The 18,042-nt window shown below is 68.8% G+C and carries 16 protein-coding genes and 1 pseudogene; 6 read left to right on the top strand and 11 right to left on the bottom strand.

Annotation, left to right across the window (positions count from 1 at the left end):
• Positions 1-240: 240 nt before the first annotated feature.
• Positions 241-975: a hypothetical protein gene (locus ACQEVZ_RS40270; RefSeq protein WP_433376516.1), complete on the bottom strand. Its 735-nt coding sequence runs from the start codon at positions 973-975 to the stop codon at positions 241-243.
• Between the two features lie 243 nt (positions 976-1,218).
• A complete protein-coding gene (locus ACQEVZ_RS40265) occupies positions 1,219-1,650 on the bottom strand; it encodes a hypothetical protein (protein WP_433376513.1) in 432 nt (143 codons plus the stop codon).
• A 188-nt stretch (positions 1,651-1,838) separates the two neighbouring features.
• Here ACQEVZ_RS40265 and ACQEVZ_RS40260 point away from each other — a divergent pair.
• Positions 1,839-2,533 (top strand): annotated as a pseudogene (locus ACQEVZ_RS40260) (IS256 family transposase); the annotation flags it as partial.
• Positions 2,534-2,605: 72 nt separating this feature from the next.
• On the top strand, positions 2,606-3,943 hold the full coding sequence (locus ACQEVZ_RS40255) for an IS110 family transposase (RefSeq protein ID WP_433376510.1): 1,338 nt from the start codon (positions 2,606-2,608) through the stop codon (positions 3,941-3,943).
• A 253-nt stretch (positions 3,944-4,196) separates the two neighbouring features.
• Here the strand turns inward: ACQEVZ_RS40255 and ACQEVZ_RS40250 are convergent, their stop codons facing one another.
• The 5 genes from ACQEVZ_RS40250 to ACQEVZ_RS40230 form a co-directional block, all read right to left on the bottom strand.
• Positions 4,197-4,424 (bottom strand): integrase core domain-containing protein, encoded by a 228-nt coding sequence (locus ACQEVZ_RS40250; protein ID WP_433376112.1) that lies wholly within the window; start codon positions 4,422-4,424, stop codon positions 4,197-4,199.
• Positions 4,425-4,488: 64 nt separating this feature from the next.
• Complete coding sequence (locus ACQEVZ_RS40245) at positions 4,489-5,907, bottom strand: IS30 family transposase (protein ID WP_433377241.1); 1,419 nt, start codon at positions 5,905-5,907, stop codon at positions 4,489-4,491.
• Positions 5,908-5,933: 26 nt separating this feature from the next.
• Positions 5,934-6,572, bottom strand: a complete 639-nt coding sequence (locus ACQEVZ_RS40240; RefSeq protein ID WP_433376109.1) for an IS3 family transposase — start codon at positions 6,570-6,572, stop codon at positions 5,934-5,936.
• A 37-nt stretch (positions 6,573-6,609) separates the two neighbouring features.
• Entirely contained in the window at positions 6,610-7,848 is a 1,239-nt protein-coding gene (locus ACQEVZ_RS40235) for an IS110 family transposase (protein WP_433376106.1), read from the bottom strand.
• Positions 7,849-8,059: 211 nt separating this feature from the next.
• Positions 8,060-8,371: a transposase gene (locus ACQEVZ_RS40230; RefSeq protein WP_433376103.1), complete on the bottom strand. Its 312-nt coding sequence runs from the start codon at positions 8,369-8,371 to the stop codon at positions 8,060-8,062.
• 183 nt (positions 8,372-8,554) lie between these two features.
• Between ACQEVZ_RS40230 and ACQEVZ_RS40225 the strand changes: the two genes are divergently transcribed.
• Positions 8,555-8,827, top strand: a complete 273-nt coding sequence (locus ACQEVZ_RS40225; RefSeq protein WP_433376508.1) for a transposase — start codon at positions 8,555-8,557, stop codon at positions 8,825-8,827.
• Between the two features lie 378 nt (positions 8,828-9,205).
• On the opposite strand, the gene ACQEVZ_RS40220 is transcribed toward ACQEVZ_RS40225, so the two are convergent.
• The 3 genes from ACQEVZ_RS40220 to ACQEVZ_RS40210 are packed head-to-tail and all read right to left on the bottom strand — an operon-like array spanning position 9,206 to position 12,079.
• A complete protein-coding gene (locus ACQEVZ_RS40220; RefSeq protein WP_433376252.1) occupies positions 9,206-10,018 on the bottom strand; it encodes an ExeA family protein in 813 nt (270 codons plus the stop codon).
• A complete protein-coding gene (locus ACQEVZ_RS40215) occupies positions 10,015-11,403 on the bottom strand; it encodes a DDE-type integrase/transposase/recombinase (RefSeq protein ID WP_433376255.1) in 1,389 nt (462 codons plus the stop codon). Before ACQEVZ_RS40215 ends, ACQEVZ_RS40220 begins: the two co-directional genes overlap by 4 nt.
• 49 nt (positions 11,404-11,452) lie before the next feature.
• A complete protein-coding gene (locus tag ACQEVZ_RS40210; protein ID WP_433377274.1) occupies positions 11,453-12,079 on the bottom strand; it encodes a DUF6431 domain-containing protein in 627 nt (208 codons plus the stop codon).
• A 398-nt stretch (positions 12,080-12,477) separates the two neighbouring features.
• Here ACQEVZ_RS40210 and ACQEVZ_RS40205 point away from each other — a divergent pair, with 398 nt between their 5' ends.
• Positions 12,478-13,878, top strand: coding sequence for an IS701 family transposase (locus tag ACQEVZ_RS40205; protein WP_433376505.1), 1,401 nt, complete (start codon positions 12,478-12,480; stop codon positions 13,876-13,878).
• Positions 13,879-13,978: 100 nt separating this feature from the next.
• Complete coding sequence (locus ACQEVZ_RS40200; RefSeq protein ID WP_433376502.1) at positions 13,979-15,403, top strand: IS701 family transposase; 1,425 nt, start codon at positions 13,979-13,981, stop codon at positions 15,401-15,403.
• Positions 15,404-15,438: 35 nt separating this feature from the next.
• Here ACQEVZ_RS40200 and ACQEVZ_RS40195 read toward each other — a convergent pair whose 3' ends face one another.
• Positions 15,439-16,530: an IS630 family transposase gene (locus tag ACQEVZ_RS40195; protein WP_433376193.1), complete on the bottom strand. Its 1,092-nt coding sequence runs from the start codon at positions 16,528-16,530 to the stop codon at positions 15,439-15,441.
• Positions 16,531-17,135: 605 nt separating this feature from the next.
• Between ACQEVZ_RS40195 and ACQEVZ_RS40190 the strand changes: the two genes are divergently transcribed.
• Positions 17,136-17,885, top strand: a complete 750-nt coding sequence (locus ACQEVZ_RS40190; RefSeq protein WP_433376499.1) for an SDR family NAD(P)-dependent oxidoreductase — start codon at positions 17,136-17,138, stop codon at positions 17,883-17,885.
• Positions 17,886-18,042 lie beyond the last annotated feature (157 nt).

The following is an 18,042-nucleotide window of genomic DNA, read 5'->3' as shown; positions in this document are numbered from 1 at the left end:
CGGACGGTGCGTCGTCGTGCCGGATGGTGCGCAGCAGCAGTTGCCGCTCGGTTGGTTGTGGCGTTTGCAGGTAGGAGAGGCCAGGTTGGTGTGCCCGGCCTGGGCGAGGTCCAGCGGCGTCTGGAAATTTCCGGGCGTTGGTCGTCGGGTGAGCGGGCGGCGATGTCGCGGTGCTGCACCGCGTCGCGTCGTCGCGGTGCAGCACCTCATGGTGCTCGGTGTATATCTGCTGTGCGTAGGTCAAGTCGGTGGCTGACAGGAACTCGGCCAGTGCCGGCGATGGCCGGTCCGGCAACGGCATGACCTGGGACAGGCTGTGGGCAGCGTGAGACCCCGCTCGGCGGCGACCAGGCCGGCGATGCGGTTGACGACAGCGTTCGGGTGGGGTCGGTGGGGGCAACGGCCCATCGACGGCAGGGACGAAGGTGGCGGGGGCGACGGTTTGGCAAGGTGCACCGAACTGTTGAAAGCTTCGGGATTTGCAGGAGTGATCGCCTCGCCGGGCGCGTCGATCCGCTCCAGGGCATACATGCGGCCGGGCTCGGAAAAGCGCGGCGGCCCAGTTCCGCACCGCCAGCCGAGCCTCGTCGGTCCAACATCGTCCTGCGGCAACACCGCCCGGTAGAAGATACGGTGCCCAGCACGGGCGGCTTCCTCGGCCATCCCCTGGGCCCGCAACGCCCGCAGGCAACGGGCAGCGGCGGCCGTCGATTTGATACTGAGCGCGCCCAGGGCACCGGAGGCAATGTCGCCGGCGCTGGCCTGCTCCGGCCCGGCGAGCATAACCGCCCACAACCGCAGCACGGACGTGGCATCCGCCTCGGGATACTTGTCGAGTGCCTCCGCGATTGCGGTAGGGACGGACGGTGGCGTCATGATGGTGGGGAGGGGGTCGATCCGTTGCAGGGCATGGGTGCTGCCAGGCTGGGGAAGTGCGGCGGCCCAGTCCCCGCACCGCCTGCCGAGCCTCGTCACGGCCCGCACACCATCAACCCGGCACCAGCCCACCCAAGGGGACGTTGCCGCCCCGGAACCCATGCGGTACCGCAGCGAAGCGCGCCGTCGGGGACGCGTTTCAGCCAGAAGCGCCCGCGCCTGGACTCTGTGCAGATGTGCGGAAGGCTCAGGAGGTCGAACGCAGAGGCTCACCCGTCCGGCGCGGCGACCGCCTGGGGAGGAGGGCCGCCGCCGCGCCGGGCGAGCTTCATGCGGGAGCGGTCAGGTCCGCGTCCACCTGAAGCCGGCGGTCGCGGCGGCGTTGCCCGTCGCGCCAAACGTGTACACCTTCACGCCCGGATTGGTGTCCGAGTTGACGAGCAGAGCGCCGAGCGTGAACTGGTTGACCGAGGTGTGCCACTGGCCCATCACCTCGACGGTTTCAGATCCCTTCGGGATGTTCCACGCACCGCACGTCCCCGGCGCGACCAGGGTCGTGTAGGCCCGCCCGCCCGTGGCCGGCCCCGGCGGGTCGGGCCAGAGAAACGACAACATGGAGCTGTAGCTGCCCTGCGAACAGAGCATGACCCGCCCCTTGCCCATCGGCGCCGCGGCAGCCGACCCTGTCGTGGCGATCAGCGTCACGCCGGTCACCACCGCCGCGGCAGCAACACCGGCCGCCGCCTTCTTGATAGTGGTGGTCTTGATACCCACTCGCGCGTCCTCCTCCGTCGTGCCTCCCAACCCCCAGCAGAGCGCCAGGGGCGTGACACACCCGCAAGACGTACACGTCAACGGACAAGTTCACGGATCACGGGTCTGTAGAACGAACGGCTCTGGCGCAGAAACGGGGACTGTAAATTTAACGGTGTAACTCAGACAAAGAGGACACCGAGATGACGATGACCGCAGACGCGAATGTGCAGCCGCTGGCCGATGACGTGGGGTTGGCCGGGTTGGTCGACGATGACCTGATCGCACGGTTGGCGGGGCAGGCCCGGGCGCAGGGGTGAGCCTGGTCGGTGAGGGTGGTCTGTTGCAGCAGCTGACGAAGCGGGTTCTGGAAGCCGCGTTGGAGGGCGAGATGGACTCGCATCTCGGCTCGGGGAAGCACGTGCGTGCGGGCCGCACGTCCTCTGGTAACGCCCGCAACGGTCGGCGGGTCAAGACCGTGCTGACCGAGGCCGGACCGGTCGAGCTCGACGTGCCGCGGGACCGGGACGGGTCGTTCACGCCGCAGATCGTGCGCAAGCGGCAGCGCCGGCTGTCCGGTGTGGACGATCTGGTCCTCTCGTTGACCGCGAAAGGGCTCACCACCGGGGAGGTGTCGGCGCATCTGGCCGAGGTGTACGGCGCGGATGTGTCCCGGCAGACGATCTCCACGATCACCGACAAGGTCGTGGAGGGGATGACGGAGTGGCAGAACCGGCCCCTGGACCCGGTCTACCCGGCGATCTTCCTCGACGCGATCCACGTGAAGATCCGGGACGGGAAGGTCGCGAACCGGCCGATCTACGTCGCCCTGGCCGTGACGGTCGAGGGCACCCGGGACATCCTGGGGTTGTGGGCCGGCGACGGCGGTGAGGGCGCCAAGTTCTCATAGTAGGTCCCAGGTCCGGGACCGCTCCTTTGGGAGAGTGGGCTGATCTTTCCCCTGAAGGAGGTTGATATGGCGAGCTTCGCCGGTGGTGTCGCTCAGGCTGGCTATGTGGATCGCATCCGTGATCTGGCGCCGCAGCGCTGTCTGGTGGTCCCGGTCGACGTCGGTAAGCGCACCGCGGTGGCTCTGGTCGCTGACCACTATGGACAGATCATCGTTGCGCCGTTCGAGTTCGACCTCACCGTCTCCGGCGCTGGGAAGCTCGTGACGACTATCGCCGCTACGCGGCAGCGGGTGGGTGCCGAAAGCGTGCGGGTGGGCATCGAAGCCGCCGGGCACTACCACCAAGCTCTCGCCACCACGTTACGCAGCAACGGGTTCGACGTGGTCGAGTTGAACCCGTACCAGGTCAAGATGGCCAGGGCTCAGCTCGGAGCTGCGCGGGTCAAGACCGACGTGCGGGACTGCACGGCTATGGTCGAGCTGCTGGTGCGGGGGCAGGGCTGGCCGCTGCACCGCCAGGACGGCGCGATGGCTGAGCAGGTCGTATGGGTGGCCCACCGCCGGCGCAAGTTGGCCGCCGCGCAGGCGTTGGGCAGCCAGGTCCACGCCCTGGCCGATCTGGCGTTCCCGGGCCTGACCGGGTGTTTCACCACCGGCCTGGAGGCCAAGACGTTGCGGATGCTGCTGGCCACGCTGCCCGACCCGGCGCGGGTGACCGCCATGAGCGCCGAGGAACTGGTGCACCACGCCCGATCCCGTCAGGTGCGGATGACCCGCCCGAAAGCGGCCCAGGTCATCGCCGCGGCGGGCGAGGCGATGTGCGTGCCCGACGCGCAACGCGCCGCCGCAGCGCGACTGCTCGCCGCGGAGGTCGAGGTGTTCGACGCCCTGCAACGCGACCTGGCCGCCTGCGACCAGCGCCTGGCGCAGCTGCTGCCCGACACACCCGCCGGGGTGCTGACCTCGATACCCGGCGTCGGGACACTCACCGCCTCCTACTACGGCGCAGCCCTGGGCGATCCCGCCCGGTTCGCCAACGCCGGCGCGGCCTACCGCTACTCCGGTCTGGCCCCCACCAGCTACGAGTCGGCTGGACGGCGCACCGCCAAGGTGAAGATCAGCAAGGTCGGCTCGGTCGAGTTACGGCAGGCGATGATCGCCCTGGGCACCGGGATCGCCTTGCACCACAACGATTTCGCCGCCTACAAGCGCCGGCTGGTCGACGCGGGGAAGAAGCCGATGGTGGCCGCCATCGCCGTGGCGCACCGCGCCCACCGGCTTGCGTTCGCGGTGATCCGATCGCAGCAGCCCTACGACCCGGCCAAGTGGGCAGCCAGCACCTCCGGCCGTCAGCGGCGAGACCGGTCCGCCATGGCCGCCGACCCGGCGACCGCTGCGACGTAACCGGTCTCAGCAGCCACCATAAACCCCGGGGTCGACCGGATGCAGTCTCCTTGCGGCACGACCGCAAGGCCGAAGGTGGCAGGGGCCGGAGCGACGTCGTCAAGCATCAGCAGCCGAGCCTGGACTGCGTAGCCAGCAAGACGTCCGGTCTCTTCCGCTCACGCGAGTGCGCACAACAGCCAGCGTCACGAACGCGACTACATGAGTAAGCACCGCACCGTGAAGTTCCACCCCAGGATCGGACACCGGGGTTTCATGCCGCGAGGGCGGTGGTCTGACCGTAACAGACGCGGGCCTCGTACGGGGTTCGGTGGCTGAGTGTCGAATGTAGACGGTTGCGGTTGTAATAGGCAAGGTACGCGAACACGGCTCGGCGCGCGTCGGCCCGGGTGGCCCAGACCCGGGTGCCGATCTCGGCTTTCAGGGTCGCGAAGAACGATTCGGCGACGGCGTTGTCGTAGCACGATCCGACGCGGCCCATCGACCCTCTCATGTGGAGCGACTTGAGCGTGGTGCGGAACTCGGTCGAGGTGTACTGACCGGTTTCAACCAGTCGTTGCAACACCACTGTCCTGAGTGGACGATAACAGGTCGTTGAGGGCTTCGCCGGGAGTCCTCCACCCGAGTGCCTTGCGTGGCCGGCTGTTCAATGTTGCCGCCACCGCCTCGAGTTCGCCGGTGTTCCAGCGGGCCAGGTCCATACCTTTGGGAAAGTACTGCCGCAGCAGCCCGTTGGTGTTCTCGTTCGTGCCGCGCTGCCACGGACTGTGCGGGTCGGCGAAGTAGACCTGCACGCCGGTGTCGATCGTCAGCTTCGCGTGCTGGGCGAGTTCCTTGCCGCGATCCCAAGTGAGCGTGCGACGCAACTGCTCGGGCAGGGCGGTGATCGTCGCGGCGATCGCTTCCCGGACGGCTTCAGCGCCGTGCCCGGCCAGGGCCGGGCCGTTCTTCGACCGCGCTTCGACGCCCCAACCGTCCATGCGGGGCAGGTGCAGCAGCATGGTGAAGCGGGTGGTCCGTTCCACGAGGGTGCCGATCGCGGACCTGTCCAGCCCGATGATCAGGTCACCTTCCCAGTGCCCCGGCACGGCCCGGTCCTCGACCTCGGCCGGACGCTGACTGATCATCGCTTCAGGGGTGACCATACCGTCGCGGCGTAGCCGGGCCCGGGCGCGCGGCACCCGCAACGCGCGGCCGGTGCGCAGACACGCGACCAGTTCACGCTTCAGCGCGCCCCGGCCCTGGATGAACAGCGATTGGTAGATCGCCTCATGCGAGATGCGCATGGACTCATCATCCGGGAAGTCCAGCTTCAACCGGTTGCTGATCTGTTCCGGGCTCCAGGCTGTGGCCCAACGACGGTCTTCCCGGCGGGGCTTGTTACGTCCCTTCCAGGCCCGAGCCGTCGGCCCGGCCACGAGCTCGCCACCGGCCCGGCGCACCGCCCCGGACAGTCGGTCCTGCACGTACTCGCGCAGCCGCGGATTGGACACCAGCTTGGCGGTCTTCGGGCGCTTGGCCGCCTGCTGCGCCTTCCACTGCGCCACCACGGCCCGATACTCCTGCCTGCCGGCCCGGGTCGCCGCGTTGCGCCGCAACTCACGCGAGATCGTCCCCGCATCGCGCCCGATCCTGCGGCCGATCTCCCGCACACCCGTGCCCTGCGCCCGCAGCAGCGCGATCTCCTCGCGCTCGGCGAAGGACAGATAGCGGCCCGAAGGCTCGTCCAGGCTGATCGGCGGCATACCGCCAGCGTGACGAAACCACCGCGCCCCAACCGGCCACGACACGCCAACGGCAAGCGCCGCCTCGACCGTCGTAACCCCCGTCGCGATCAGCCGCCAGAACTGCCGCTGCACCGCGCGCGAAGGCTCAGGCCGACCCGGCGACCGCATCGGCGCCCGCAGCGCCCGGTCCGCCGCCCACTGCCTCCGCGCCCCCTCCGGCACCTGCTCCAACTTCATGTTCCGGCCCATGCACACCTCCGTGATCAAAGGTGTTGCGACGACCGGTTGAAACCGCCCTGGGAGCCGCGGTCGGAGTGGAAGATGGCCCGTGGCTTGACCAGACCGCGCCGGTGGGCCAGCTCGACCGCGTCGCACACGAGGTCGGCGCGCATGCGCTCGGCCATCGCGTAGCCGACGACCTCGCGGTTGAACAGGTCGATGGTGGTGGCCAGGTAGAGCCAGCCTTCCTGGGTGGGCAGGTAGGTGATGTCGCCGACGAGGCGGTGCCCTGGAGCGGGCGAGGTGAAGTCGCGGCCGATCAGGTCCGGCGCGGGCGCGGCGGTCGTGTCCTGCTTGGTCAGCGACCGCCGTCGGCGGCGGGTGATGCCGACGATGCGGCGTTCCCGCATGATCCGCTCGACGCGCTTACGGTTGACCCGGCGGCCGCGCCGGCGCAGCTCGTCCGTCACACGCGGCGAGCCGTAGGAGCCCTTGTGCTCGCCGTGGATGGTGCGGATCTCGGCAGCGAGGTCGTCCTCGGCCTCAGCACGCTCCTGACGGGCGGGCTGGGCAGCGACCCACTCGTAGTAGCCCTGCCTGCGACCGACCGCCAGAACGCGGCACAGCCGCGTGACGCCATAGGTGGCGTGGTGCCCGGAGATGAACCGGTAGCGGTGGATCATCGACCCATCTGACTCGAAAATATCCGCGACCACCGGCTCAGGCTGCCGCGATGGGGTCGAGGCGGACGGTGTAGCCGAGGTTGTTGAGTTGGGTGACGAGTCGTCGGGTCTGTCTGGCGGTGCCGGCGCGTTCGGTGAAGTAGTTGGCGCCCAGGTCGTGGTAGGCGACGTCGTGTGTGAGCATGTGCCAGATCGCGATCAGCATCGAGTGCTGAACCGCGACGATCGCGCGTTTCTTACCGCGGCGGGAGGCCACCCGTTTGTATCGGGCCGCGAGGTAGGTGTCCTTGGTGCGGGTGACCGCCAACGCGGCCTCACCGAGCGCGGCTCGCAGCGCGGCGTTGCCGTTGCGGGTCTTGCCGGACAGTTGCTTGCCGGCGGACTCGTTGTTACCTGGACACACCGCTGCCCACGAGGCCAGATGGCCGGCCGACGGGAACACCGACATCGTGACACCGATCTCGGCGATGACCACCTCGGCGATGCGGGTGCTGATCCCGGGGATCGTGGCGAGCAGGTCGGCTTGACGACGCATCGGCGTGATGTGGTCGCTGATCCGCGCCGAGATCCGCTCCACGGTCAGGGCCGCGGCGTCGATGCGGTCCAGCATCGCGCGGACCAGGAAGGCGTGGTGGTCGGTGAACCGTCCGGTCAGCGCCTCGACCAGCTGCGCCCGTTTGGACTTCATGCGTCGCAGCGCCATGTCGGCCAGCACCTGCGGGTCACGTTGCCCCGCGATCATGGCTTCCAGCATCGCCCGGGCGGACTTGCCGAGCAGATCCGCCACCACCGCGGACAGCTTGATCCCGGCGTCTTCCAGCAGCTTCTCCAACCGCGCGATGTCCCGCACCCGTTCCCGCACGACCTCGGTGCGGTAGCGGGTCAAATCCCGCAACTGCCGGATCGGCGCCGGCGGCACGAAGCTTGGCCGGACCAGACCGTGCTGCACCATCCGGCAGATCCACTCCGCGTCGATCACATCGGTCTTGCGCCCCGGCACGTTGTGCAGGTGCCTTGCGTTGAGCAACTGGACGTCGAACGCGTCTTCCAACGCGTAGTACGGCGGCTTCCAATACGCTCCGGTGGCCTCCATCCCGACGGTGGTGATTCCTTCAGCGGCCAGCCAGTCCCGCAGCCGCAACAGATCACCGGTCATCGTTGTGAAGGTGCGCACCTCGACCCGCCAACGGCCGTGCGCGTCCGGCACCCGGATACATGCCTTGACATCACGCTTACCGACATCGATGCCTGCGCATCGCACAACGATGACCTCCACCAGCACCCTCCGACTCGCGAATCATCCGAACCGCCCAGGGGCACCCGACAGGCCGAAGAATCTGACTCACGTGCTCGAAGCAACACTGCGGGGAGCCTGTCACGCGGGCACCCAGCGTCATACTCCTTCTCGGGCGCGCAGCACCACGATGGAACGACGTCGCCGGGCGGCCCACCATTTTCTCCCCGCGGGGAGGCGCGCAGCGCCCGGACTACTCCTTCGCAAAATACTGAGCCGCCTTACGGAGAATCTCCTTCTCCAGCTCCAGCTCAGCGACCTTCTTCCGCAACCGGCGCAGCTCCTCCCGCTCATCCGCGCTGACCTGCCCGCCGCGCTCGGAGCTGCCCCCGCCGCCCGCGCCGGCCTGCTCAGCCCGCTTGGCGACGTTCACCCAGTTACGCAGGGTCTCGTGGTTCACGCCGAGCTCTCGGCCGATCTCACGAATCGTCCGGCCAGGCGACGAGCGGACCAACTCGACCGCATCCCGGCGGAACTCCTCGGGGTACTTCGATGGACGGGGCACCAGGACATCCTTCCCCAGACCAACTGTCTGGTTTCAGGGTGTCCGGTCCGCAGGTGGAACTTCACAGCGGCGGCTTCCCCACAACTCCGGACTGCTCTCAACAACGTAGCGACCACCCTACTCGAATGCTGAGCTTGTGGTTCCCCTCGTAACGTGGAGGCCAGGACTTGAGGATTGAGGTTCATGGCTGAGACGAGACGTCGGTTCCATCCGGAGTTCCGCCAGGGAGCGGTCCGGATTGTGCGGGAAGCGGGTAAATCGATCGCGCAGGTGGCGCGCGACCTGGAGATCAACAGCGGCACCCTGGCCAACTGGGTGAAGCAGGACCGTGAGGCCCGCGGGGAGGCCGCGGCAGGGCAGTTGCCGGAGGACGAGCGGGCCGAGTTGGCCCGCCTGCGGCGCGAGAATGCCGAGCTGGCGATGGAGCGTGATGACGCCCCTATGTTTGTCAAGTAGCGGTTTGTGCTGGTCGTAGCGCTGCGGTGATGAGCGGGAAGACCTCGCGGGCGACGTTGTCAATCCCCTGGAATCGTGGAGGACTCGGTTATGCGGCCTGGTCCTCCAGGGCGCGACTGGTTGATCGCTCGTAGTCGATCGGTGAGCGTCCGTCGCAGACGGAGTGGCGGCGTCGGCGGTTGTAAAAATCGGTGATCCAGGTGGCGATCTTCAGCCGGGTGTTGCCCGGCGTTTTCAATGAGGACGTAGCCGTCGTTCGTGGTGAGGACGGGCGGGCAGAGAAACGCCCCGCCAGCGGTTGCTGGGCGGGGCGTTGGTCATCGCGGTGACGTGCTGCTGATCGTGGTGATGTTGTCATGCTCGCGGTGCCGGATCGGGCTATTCGGTCATGACTTCGCTGATCGCGGCGCGGGTGGAGGATTCGTCGACGATGGCTTTGCCGTCGGCGAACGCGGCGATGAGGGCTTGGACGGCGAGGTTGTTGACGGCGCGGGGGTAGCCGCGGCTGGATTGGTGGATCGCGGTTGCGGCGTCGTCGGAGAACAAGGGGTCGTCGCGGCCGGCGAGGCGCAGGTGATGGCGGAGGTAGGCGGTGGTTTCCTGGCTGGTCATGCCGGGCATGGCGTAGCGCAGGCCGATGCGCTGGTCGAGGGCGGCCAGGACGCCGAGTTTGATGCGTCGGCGCAGGGTGGGTTGGCCGATGAGGAGGCAGGCGAAGGGTGACCAGCGGTCGAGGTCGTGGTTGGTGAGCATGCGGATGCCTTCGAGTTGGTCGTGGTTGAGGAGGTGGGCTTCGTCGATGACGAGGACGGGGGTGCGGCCGCGTTCGGCGTGTTCGCCGGCAAGGGCTTCGGCGGCTTGGGGGACGAGGATGGCCATGTGTGGGTGCGGGACGCCGCCGAGGGCGGTGACGATGGCGTGGTGGATGCCGCGGGCGCCGATGGTGGGGTTGCCGAGGTAGATGATGGTGTGACGGACCTGGTCGAGGGCGGCGAGGGCGGCGCGGACGGCGACGGTTTTGCCGGCGCCGACTTCGCCGGTGATGACGCCGAGGACGCGTTGTTCGACGCACCAGTTGATCCGGGCGACGGCCTCGGCGTGGGCGGCGTGCCGGTGCAGCATGCCCGGTGCCAGGTCACGACCGAACGGCATCCGGGTGAAGCCGTGGTGTGCTTGCAGACGGTCGATCATCGGGTGGTCTCCTCTCCGGGCGTGCTGGTCGGCGTGCTGGGGCCGGTCCGTTGCCCGGTCAGGGCGGTGTAGTTGACCCGGTCGGCCAGTTCGGCCTGGTGGGTGGCGTCGATGAGCTTGAGGTAACCGATCCCCGACGCCGCTGGTGCCGGGTCGGGGGTTTCGGGTTTGGCCTTGGGGTGGGCGTGTCGGCCAATGCGGTGCGGGATGGCCAGCCCGACCGGCTTGCCCTGCAGCCGGACCTCGATGCTGGTCGGGTCGAACGGGTCGAACACGAGCTCGACCCGCCGGCCGGCCAGGCCGCCATCGACCTGGTAGGTGTTGCCGTGCAGGGAGACGGTGCCGGTCTTGGTAACCGTGCGGGCGGCTTCCCAGAGGAACGCCTCGCGCAGCGCGGCCGGGCTGGGCAGCCGAGGCGGGTCACCGGCCTGCCAGCGGTCCAGGGGTGTCTGCCCGGTCTCCGAATGCGTGCGGCGGTGGTACTCGGTCTCGGCCCAGGCGGTGAACAACCGGTTGAGGCTGACCAGATCCGGCACCAGCAGTTCACTGTCCGGTGTGGACAGTTCGACGAGGAACTGTTCACGCACCCGCCGGAAGAACCGTTCGATCTTCCCACGGCCCTGTGGACGGCCCGGGGTGGAGTGCACCAGCTTGATGCCCAGCTTGGCGCAGGCCCGCAGCAGCCACGCGTCGACGAACGCGCTGCCGTTGTCGACGTAGACCCCGGCGGGCACTCCGCGCGAAGCCAGGGCCGGGCGCAGCGCGGCCGCGAGGCGCACGGTGTCCTCGGCGAACCCGAACCGGTGCCCGACCAGCAGCCGGCTGTGATCGTCGAGGAACGCGAACAGGTAGGTCTTGCGCCCGGCGATGACCGGGCCGTGCAGGGCGTCGCCGACCCACAACTCGTTGGGGTGGCTGGCTTCGAACCGGCCGAACACCACGGTCTGCGGCGCCGGGCCGACCAGTTCGAGCCGGTTGAGATGGCGCAGCACCGTGGACTCCGACGGCGCCCAGCCCAGATGCTTGTGCAGGATTCGGGCCACCTGCGCCGCGGTGCGGCCCGGGTTCTCCCGCTTGAGTGCCGCAGCCATGTCCAGGATCTCGGCCGGAGTGCGCGGGGTCGCCTGCCGGGGACTGGGCACCAGGGCGTCGAACCCGCCCCGCCGCCACGCCGTGATCCACCGGTCCAGGGTCGCCCGGGCCACCCGCACCGGCGTCCCGAACGGCCCCGGATGCTCCCGCTCGGCGAGCTGGCGCACCATCCGCCCGCGCTGGCGGGTGGAATACGCCGGGTCGGCAGCCTCCCGGATCAACTGATAGCGCCACAACGCAATCTGCCGGGCGCGGTCGGCCCGCACCCGGACCTCGTCATCAACGGTCGTCAACAACAGCCTCCTCAACACTCGAAGATCGGCAAATGTTGAGGGTTGCCGGTCACACGGCCGCCGACCAGGGCGAACTCGTGTTGATCCACTCCAGCGGCCGATCCGGTGGCCAGTCCGGCGACAACAACCGGCCACCGGACACCGCGCCGGCGACCTGCCACGCCGTCACCATGCGTAGCGCGAACCGGTCGGCCACCGCCCGCGCCGCGGCCTCGATCGCGGCCACGGCATCGGCGAACACCGTCGCGGCCGGGCCGGGCACCACCGGATCGGCCGCCACGGCCACCAGCAGCCCGGTGAACCAGGCCCGGACCTGCTCAGCCTTGCCCGCGAACCGGCGCAGCCAGCCCCTCACCGTCCCCAACGGGCGATCCACCACCGCAGCGACCGGCCGCGCACCCAGCCCGGACGCCGTCGCGGCCAGGGCCCGACCGACCACGCCGATCTCGTCCGCCCGGCGCACCAGCACACCGACCGGCAACAGCACATGCGTCGCCGCGCAGCCCGAGCAGCGAGTACGCCGCGGCCGCACCAGCCACCGCCGGCCCGCCTCACCCCGGATCAGACGCCGCCTCGCCCACCCCCACCCGGTCAACCGGCCCTGACAACCCGGACAACACAGCCCACCCGCCCCGAGCTGCCGTTCGACCCCAGCCGGGTCGTCGTTTACCGTCATCACCAAGGTGCCTCCGCACCGAAGCGGCCCTCCCGAGCGCCTGGCCAAAGGAACACCGGGAGGGCCGCTGCCTGCAGCAACGTCCTCACGGTGATGACGCGCACGAACAAGCGCAACCCCTCCGGGCTGCACCACAGACATCCTCAAGATCAATGACGGACAAGAGCAAACTCGTCGTCACCTTCGGTGACGGCTAACACCGCCTGGCAGCAGCCCAAACGGCATGACCCCCAGCACGGCCCCCGGCGGCCGGCCGCCCCCGGACCCAGCCGTGGGCAGCCGCACTCACATCCACTTTTTCAGGTCGAAGTAGCTAGCGGTAGTTTGTTGCCTGCGGCTTCTGGGCAGTAATAGCCGTGAAGTGTTCGGACTTTTGTAGGTTTGCTGAGGTGTGAGCGATGACTGTGCGTCGTCGGTGTCCACCGGCGCCGGGTTCGTTGGAGGGCTACGCTGCCCGCTTCGATGATCTGTTCGGCAGGCTGGCCCAGCGTCGGGGGTTTCGTGAGTACCTGACCGGGCTGCTCGCGCCGCGTGACCGGAACAAGACGTTGACCTGTCTGGCCGGGGCTGAGCCGGTCATCGGGGCTCAGCATCCGGCGGTACAACGGCTGCAGTTCTTCCTGTCGGAGTCCACCTGGGACCATGAGCAGGTCAACGCCCGGCGGGTGGAGTTGCTGCTGGCTGATCCCGCCACCGCGCCGCATGCCGGTGGGGTGCTGGTCGTCGACGATTCCGGTGACCGCAAGGACGGTACCGCCACCGCGCATGTGGGCAACCAGTGGCTGGGCCGCTATGGCAAGACCGACCGCGGGATCGTCACCGTGACCACCCTGTGGGCCGACGAGCGGCTGTACTACCCGCTGCATGCGGTGCCCTACACCCCCGCGCACCACTTCCCGAACTTCCGCACCAAGCTGCAGATCGCTGCCGACCTGGCCGTGCAAGCCCGTCAGTCGGGCGTGGTCTTCCGCGCGGTGGCCGCCGACTGTGCCTACGGCGACCAGGACGGCTTCCGGGCCGACCTCCGCGCGGCGGGACTGCCATTCGTCATGGCCCTCAAACCGCACCGGGGGACATGGGCCTACGCAGACCAGGCGTACACCCCCGTCGACGCTGCCCGCGACCTGGCCTGGAACAGTCCCGAAGAGCCGGGCGACTGGACGCCGGCGCCCCGGACGTTCCGCGACGGGCATACCCAGACGTGGTGGGCCGCCGAGGCGCGGCTGGGCTGGTGGGGGCCGGACGGGACGACCCGGCTGGTCGTGGCCACCGCCGACCCGGCCACCCTGCCGGAGAAGGCCACCTGGTATCTGGCCACCGATCTGCCTCGACTCGGCGGCCCCCGGGCTGTCGACAGCCCTCATCCACCCGCGGACCTGGCGGAGATCGTGTGGATCTATGGGATCCGGCACTGGATCGAGCAGGGCTACAAGCAGGTCAAGGACGAACTCGGGTGGGCCGATTTCCAAGCCCGTTCCGACACCGCCATCCGTCGCCATCAGACCCTGGTCAACTGCGCGTTTTGCTTCTGCTGGGATGCCTGGTTAGCAGATCGAGCACCGTCACAGCCAGCAGCACCACCCCCTGATCCCGGTGCTCGAGAGGGGGACCCGCACCCGGCAGGCCGTCGGCAGCCCTGTGCTGGCCCCGAACCATCCGGGAGGTCCGCGGCTGGCTCGTTCCCTGGATCATGTTGCGGCGCTGTTGGCGGGCGTGGTCGAACAGGCCCCCACCCGCCGAGCTCCAGGCACTCCTCGACGCCGTCGCAAGTGGACAACCCCTGTACCTGTACCACCTGAGCTAACAAACTACCGCTAGCGGTAGTTTGTTGCCTGCGGCTTCTGGGCAGTAATAGCCGTGAAGTGTTCGGACTTTTGTAGGTTTGCTGAGGTGTGAGCGATGACTGTGCGTCGTCGGTGTCCACCGGCGCCGGGTTCGTTGGAGGGCTACGCTGCCCGCTTCGATGATCTGTTCGGCAGGCTGGCCCAGCGTCGGGGGTTTCGTGAGTACCTGACCGGGCTGCTCGCGCCGCGTGACCGGAACAAGACGTTGACCTGTCTGGCCGGGGCTGAGCCGGTCATCGGGGCTCAGCATCCGGCGGTACAACGGCTGCAGTTCTTCCTGTCGGAGTCCACCTGGGACCATGAGCAGGTCAACGCCCGGCGGGTGGAGTTGCTGCTGGCTGATCCCGCCACCGCGCCGCATGCCGGTGGGGTGCTGGTCGTCGACGATTCCGGTGACCGCAAGGACGGTACCGCCACCGCGCATGTGGGCAACCAGTGGCTGGGCCGCTATGGCAAGACCGACCGCGGGATCGTCACCGTGACCACCCTGTGGGCCGACGAGCGGCTGTACTACCCGCTGCATGCGGTGCCCTACACCCCCGCGCACCACTTCCCGAAAGGCAAGCACGACCCAGACTTCCGCACCAAGCTGCAGATCGCTGCCGACCTGGCCGTGCAAGCCCGTCAGTCGGGCGTGGTCTTCCGCGCGGTGGCCGCCGACTGTGCCTACGGCGACCAGGACGGCTTCCGGGCCGACCTCCGCGCGGCGGGACTGCCATTCGTCATGGCCCTCAAACCGCACCGGGGGACATGGGCCTACGCAGACCAGGCGTACACCCCCGTCGACGCTGCCCGCGACCTGGCCTGGAACAGTCCCGAAGAGCCGGGCGACTGGACGCCGGCGCCCCGGACGTTCCGCGACGGGCATACCCAGACGTGGTGGGCCGCCGAGGCGCGGCTGGGCTGGTGGGGGCCGGACGGGACGACCCGGCTGGTCGTGGCCACCGCCGACCCGGCCACCCTGCCGGAGAAGGCCACCTGGTATCTGGCCACCGATCTGCCTCGACTCGGCGGCCCCCGGGCTGTCGACAGCCCTCATCCACCCGCGGACCTGGCGGAGATCGTGTGGATCTATGGGATCCGGCACTGGATCGAGCAGGGCTACAAGCAGGTCAAGGACGAACTCGGGTGGGCCGATTTCCAAGCCCGTTCCGACACCGCCATCCGTCGCCATCAGACCCTGGTCAACTGCGCGTTTTGCTTCTGCTGGGATGCCTGGTTAGCAGATCGAGCACCGTCACAGCCAGCAGCACCACCCCCTGATCCCGGTGCTCGAGAGAGGGGACCCGCACCCGGCAGGCCGTCGGCAGCCCTGTGCTGGCCCCGAACCATCCGGGAGGTCCGCGGCTGGCTCGTTCCCTGGATCATGTTGCGGCGCTGTTGGCGGGCGTGGTCGAACAGGCCCCCACCCGCCGAGCTCCAGGCACTCCTCGACGCCGTCGCAAGTGGACAACCCCTGTACCTGTACCACCTGAGCTAACAAACTACCGCTAGTGTCGCGTGATTCTGGTGTCGTTACTTCGCGTTGTTCTCGACGAGTTGTTTGACGCTGGCCTGGACCCAGCGGACCTTGGCGAGGATCTCGTCGGCGGTGGCGGTCCAGGTGAATGGCTTGGCTTCGGCGTTCCAGTGCGCGACGTAGTCGCGGATGCGGACGATGAGGGCGTTGACCGAGGTGAACGTGCCGCGGCGGATGGACTGGCGGGTGATGAGTCCGAACCAGATCTCGATCATGTTCAGCCAGCTGCTGCCGGTCGGGGTGTAGTGGAACGTGACGTTCGGGTGTGCGGCCAGCCAGGCCCGGACCTCGGGGGTGCCGTGGGTGGACAGGTTGTCCAGCACCACGTGGATCTCTTTGCCGGCATGGGGTTTCACGGCTTTGCGCAGGAAGGCCAGGAACCGGGCGCCGTCGCGGACGGGCTGGCAGTCGGCGGTGACCTGCCCGGTGGCGACGTCCAGGGCGGCGAACAGGTTGGTGATGCCGTGCCGTCGGTAGTCGTGGGTGCGTTGCTCGGTCACCCCGAAGTCCAGCGGCAGCAACGGCTGGGTCCGGTCCAGAGCTTGGACTTGGGTCTTTTCGTCGATCGACAGGACGACCGCGCCGCCGGGCGGGTCGAGGTAGAGCCCGACGATGTCGGCGACCTTCTCGGCGAAGCGGGGGTCCCTCGACAGCTTGAAGGTGCCCTGCCGGTGCGGCTGCAGCTTGTTGTCCCGCCACAGTTTCGCGACGTAGTGCCAGGACACCGACACGCCCTCGGCCCGTTTGAGGTATGCGGCCAGTTGCCGGGACGACCAGTGCGACAACCCGGTCTCCACCGGCGGTGTGGCACGGGTCAGCGCCAGGACCCGGGCCCTCACCGCGGCCGGGACCTGCTCCCGCGGCGCGGCGTGGGAGCCGTCTTCCAGACCGGCCAGACCGTTGTCCGCGTACCGCTGTACCCAACGGTCCACAGTGGGCAGTGACACCCCGGCCAACCCGGCGACGTCCTTACGGCGCCGGCCCTCCGCCATCCACAACACGATCCGCGCCCGGGTCGCCACCACCGCCGGCACGTCCCGGCTGTTGATCACCGCCCGCAACTCCGCGGTCTGGCCCTCGGTCAGCATCACACCAGGATCAACGACCGACCCGACATAACGCAACCAGCATCACGTGACACTAGGCGATTCGACCGTTCCAGCACCCAGACGGCCCGGTGACCTGCAGCTTTACCGCCGCCCGTGCCTAGAACCGCCGCTCAACTGTGGAACGTGGGTGAACGGCTTCCACAAAGACCGAACTGGTCGAGCGTCACGGACCGTGGCGCAGCCTTGACGAGCTGGCACGACGTCCCGGTCGCCCCGGCCGGAGCGCAATACTCAGAGTCTCCAAGATCACCTGGGCGGTCCAGATCCGCAACGGATCAAGTGGAGCCCGACACTGTGACCCGAGTCGCGCCCCAGCACTGGATGAACCGTCGCGGTGTGGCGTTCGTTCTAGAGGTGTCCGGGAGTGGCAGCTGCGCCGGCGGGTGTTCGAGTAGGAATTGAGCCCCCGTGCGGGGATGGCTGGACATGGTCGCTCGCCGAAGGACGATGCCGACCGCGGTACGCAAGGAGATGGTGGGCCATGACACCGATTAGGCGCCGGCGCGGCCGGCAAACGTCGGCCTCGTGCGCCGGCTGACACGGTTGGAGTGATGTCGATGTCCGCATCCGCGGACCATTCCAGTGTGCGTTCGGTCTTCCTGACCGGCGCCTCCAGAGGGCTCGGCGCGGCCCTGTTCCAAACGCTGCAGACCGACGGCGCCAGGGTGCTCGGTCTGGCCCGCACATTCACCACCGAGCAACAGACGCTGGCGGCGCAGCGGCCGACGTCCGTACGGCTGCGCCCCACCGACCTGTCCGATCCGGCCACGCTATCCGATCCGGCGGGCGTGGGCCCGGCCGGCCTGCCGTCCGGCGCCGAGTTGGCCACGTTCGTCGGCGAGGCCGGGCCGGACGACGAGATCGTGCTCGTGCACAACGCGGCCACGGTCGAGCCGATCGCGCTTGCGGGTGAACTGCCGCCGGCGGCGGTGCTCGCGGCGGTCAACCTCAACCTCGTCGCCCCGATCCTGCTCACCAACCTGTTCCTGGCCACGTTCCGCGACAGCCCGGCGCGGGTGCGGATCGTGTACATCGCGTCGTCGGCGGCACACCGGGCGTACCCGGGCTGGGCGACGTACTGCGCGACGAAGGCGGGCGCCGAGGCGTTCGTCCGGTGCGTAAGCGAGGCGGCGAGCCGGGCGTGCCAGGTCGACATCATCGACCCAGGCGCGATCGAGACACAGATGCAGCAGGCGCTGCGCGACCGCGGCACCGGCATGCCGGGGCACGCGCGGCTGGTCGAACGGCATCGGGTCGGCGACATCGGCGACCCGTCGACGGTGGCGAAGAGCATCGTCGACCGGTACTTCCCTCCGCTGGCGCCGGCGCTCTGACGCCGGTGGGCGGTCCCCGAACGGACCGCCCACCGGGCGGGCATCGACCACCGTGTGCTGCAGTGTGTGGCGGACCGCCCGCGCGGGTAGTTTCACCCAGAGGAGGTGCCTCCGATGTTTATCGTCATGGGTGTTGCCGGGACCGGGAATACCACCA

The organism is Dactylosporangium sp. CA-152071, assembly GCF_050936335.1.
Classification (GTDB): Bacteria; Actinomycetota; Actinomycetes; order Mycobacteriales; family Micromonosporaceae; genus Dactylosporangium; species Dactylosporangium maewongense.
The sequence above is the reverse complement of the archived record's forward strand: the minus strand, read 5'-3'. Positions and strand labels throughout refer to the sequence as shown.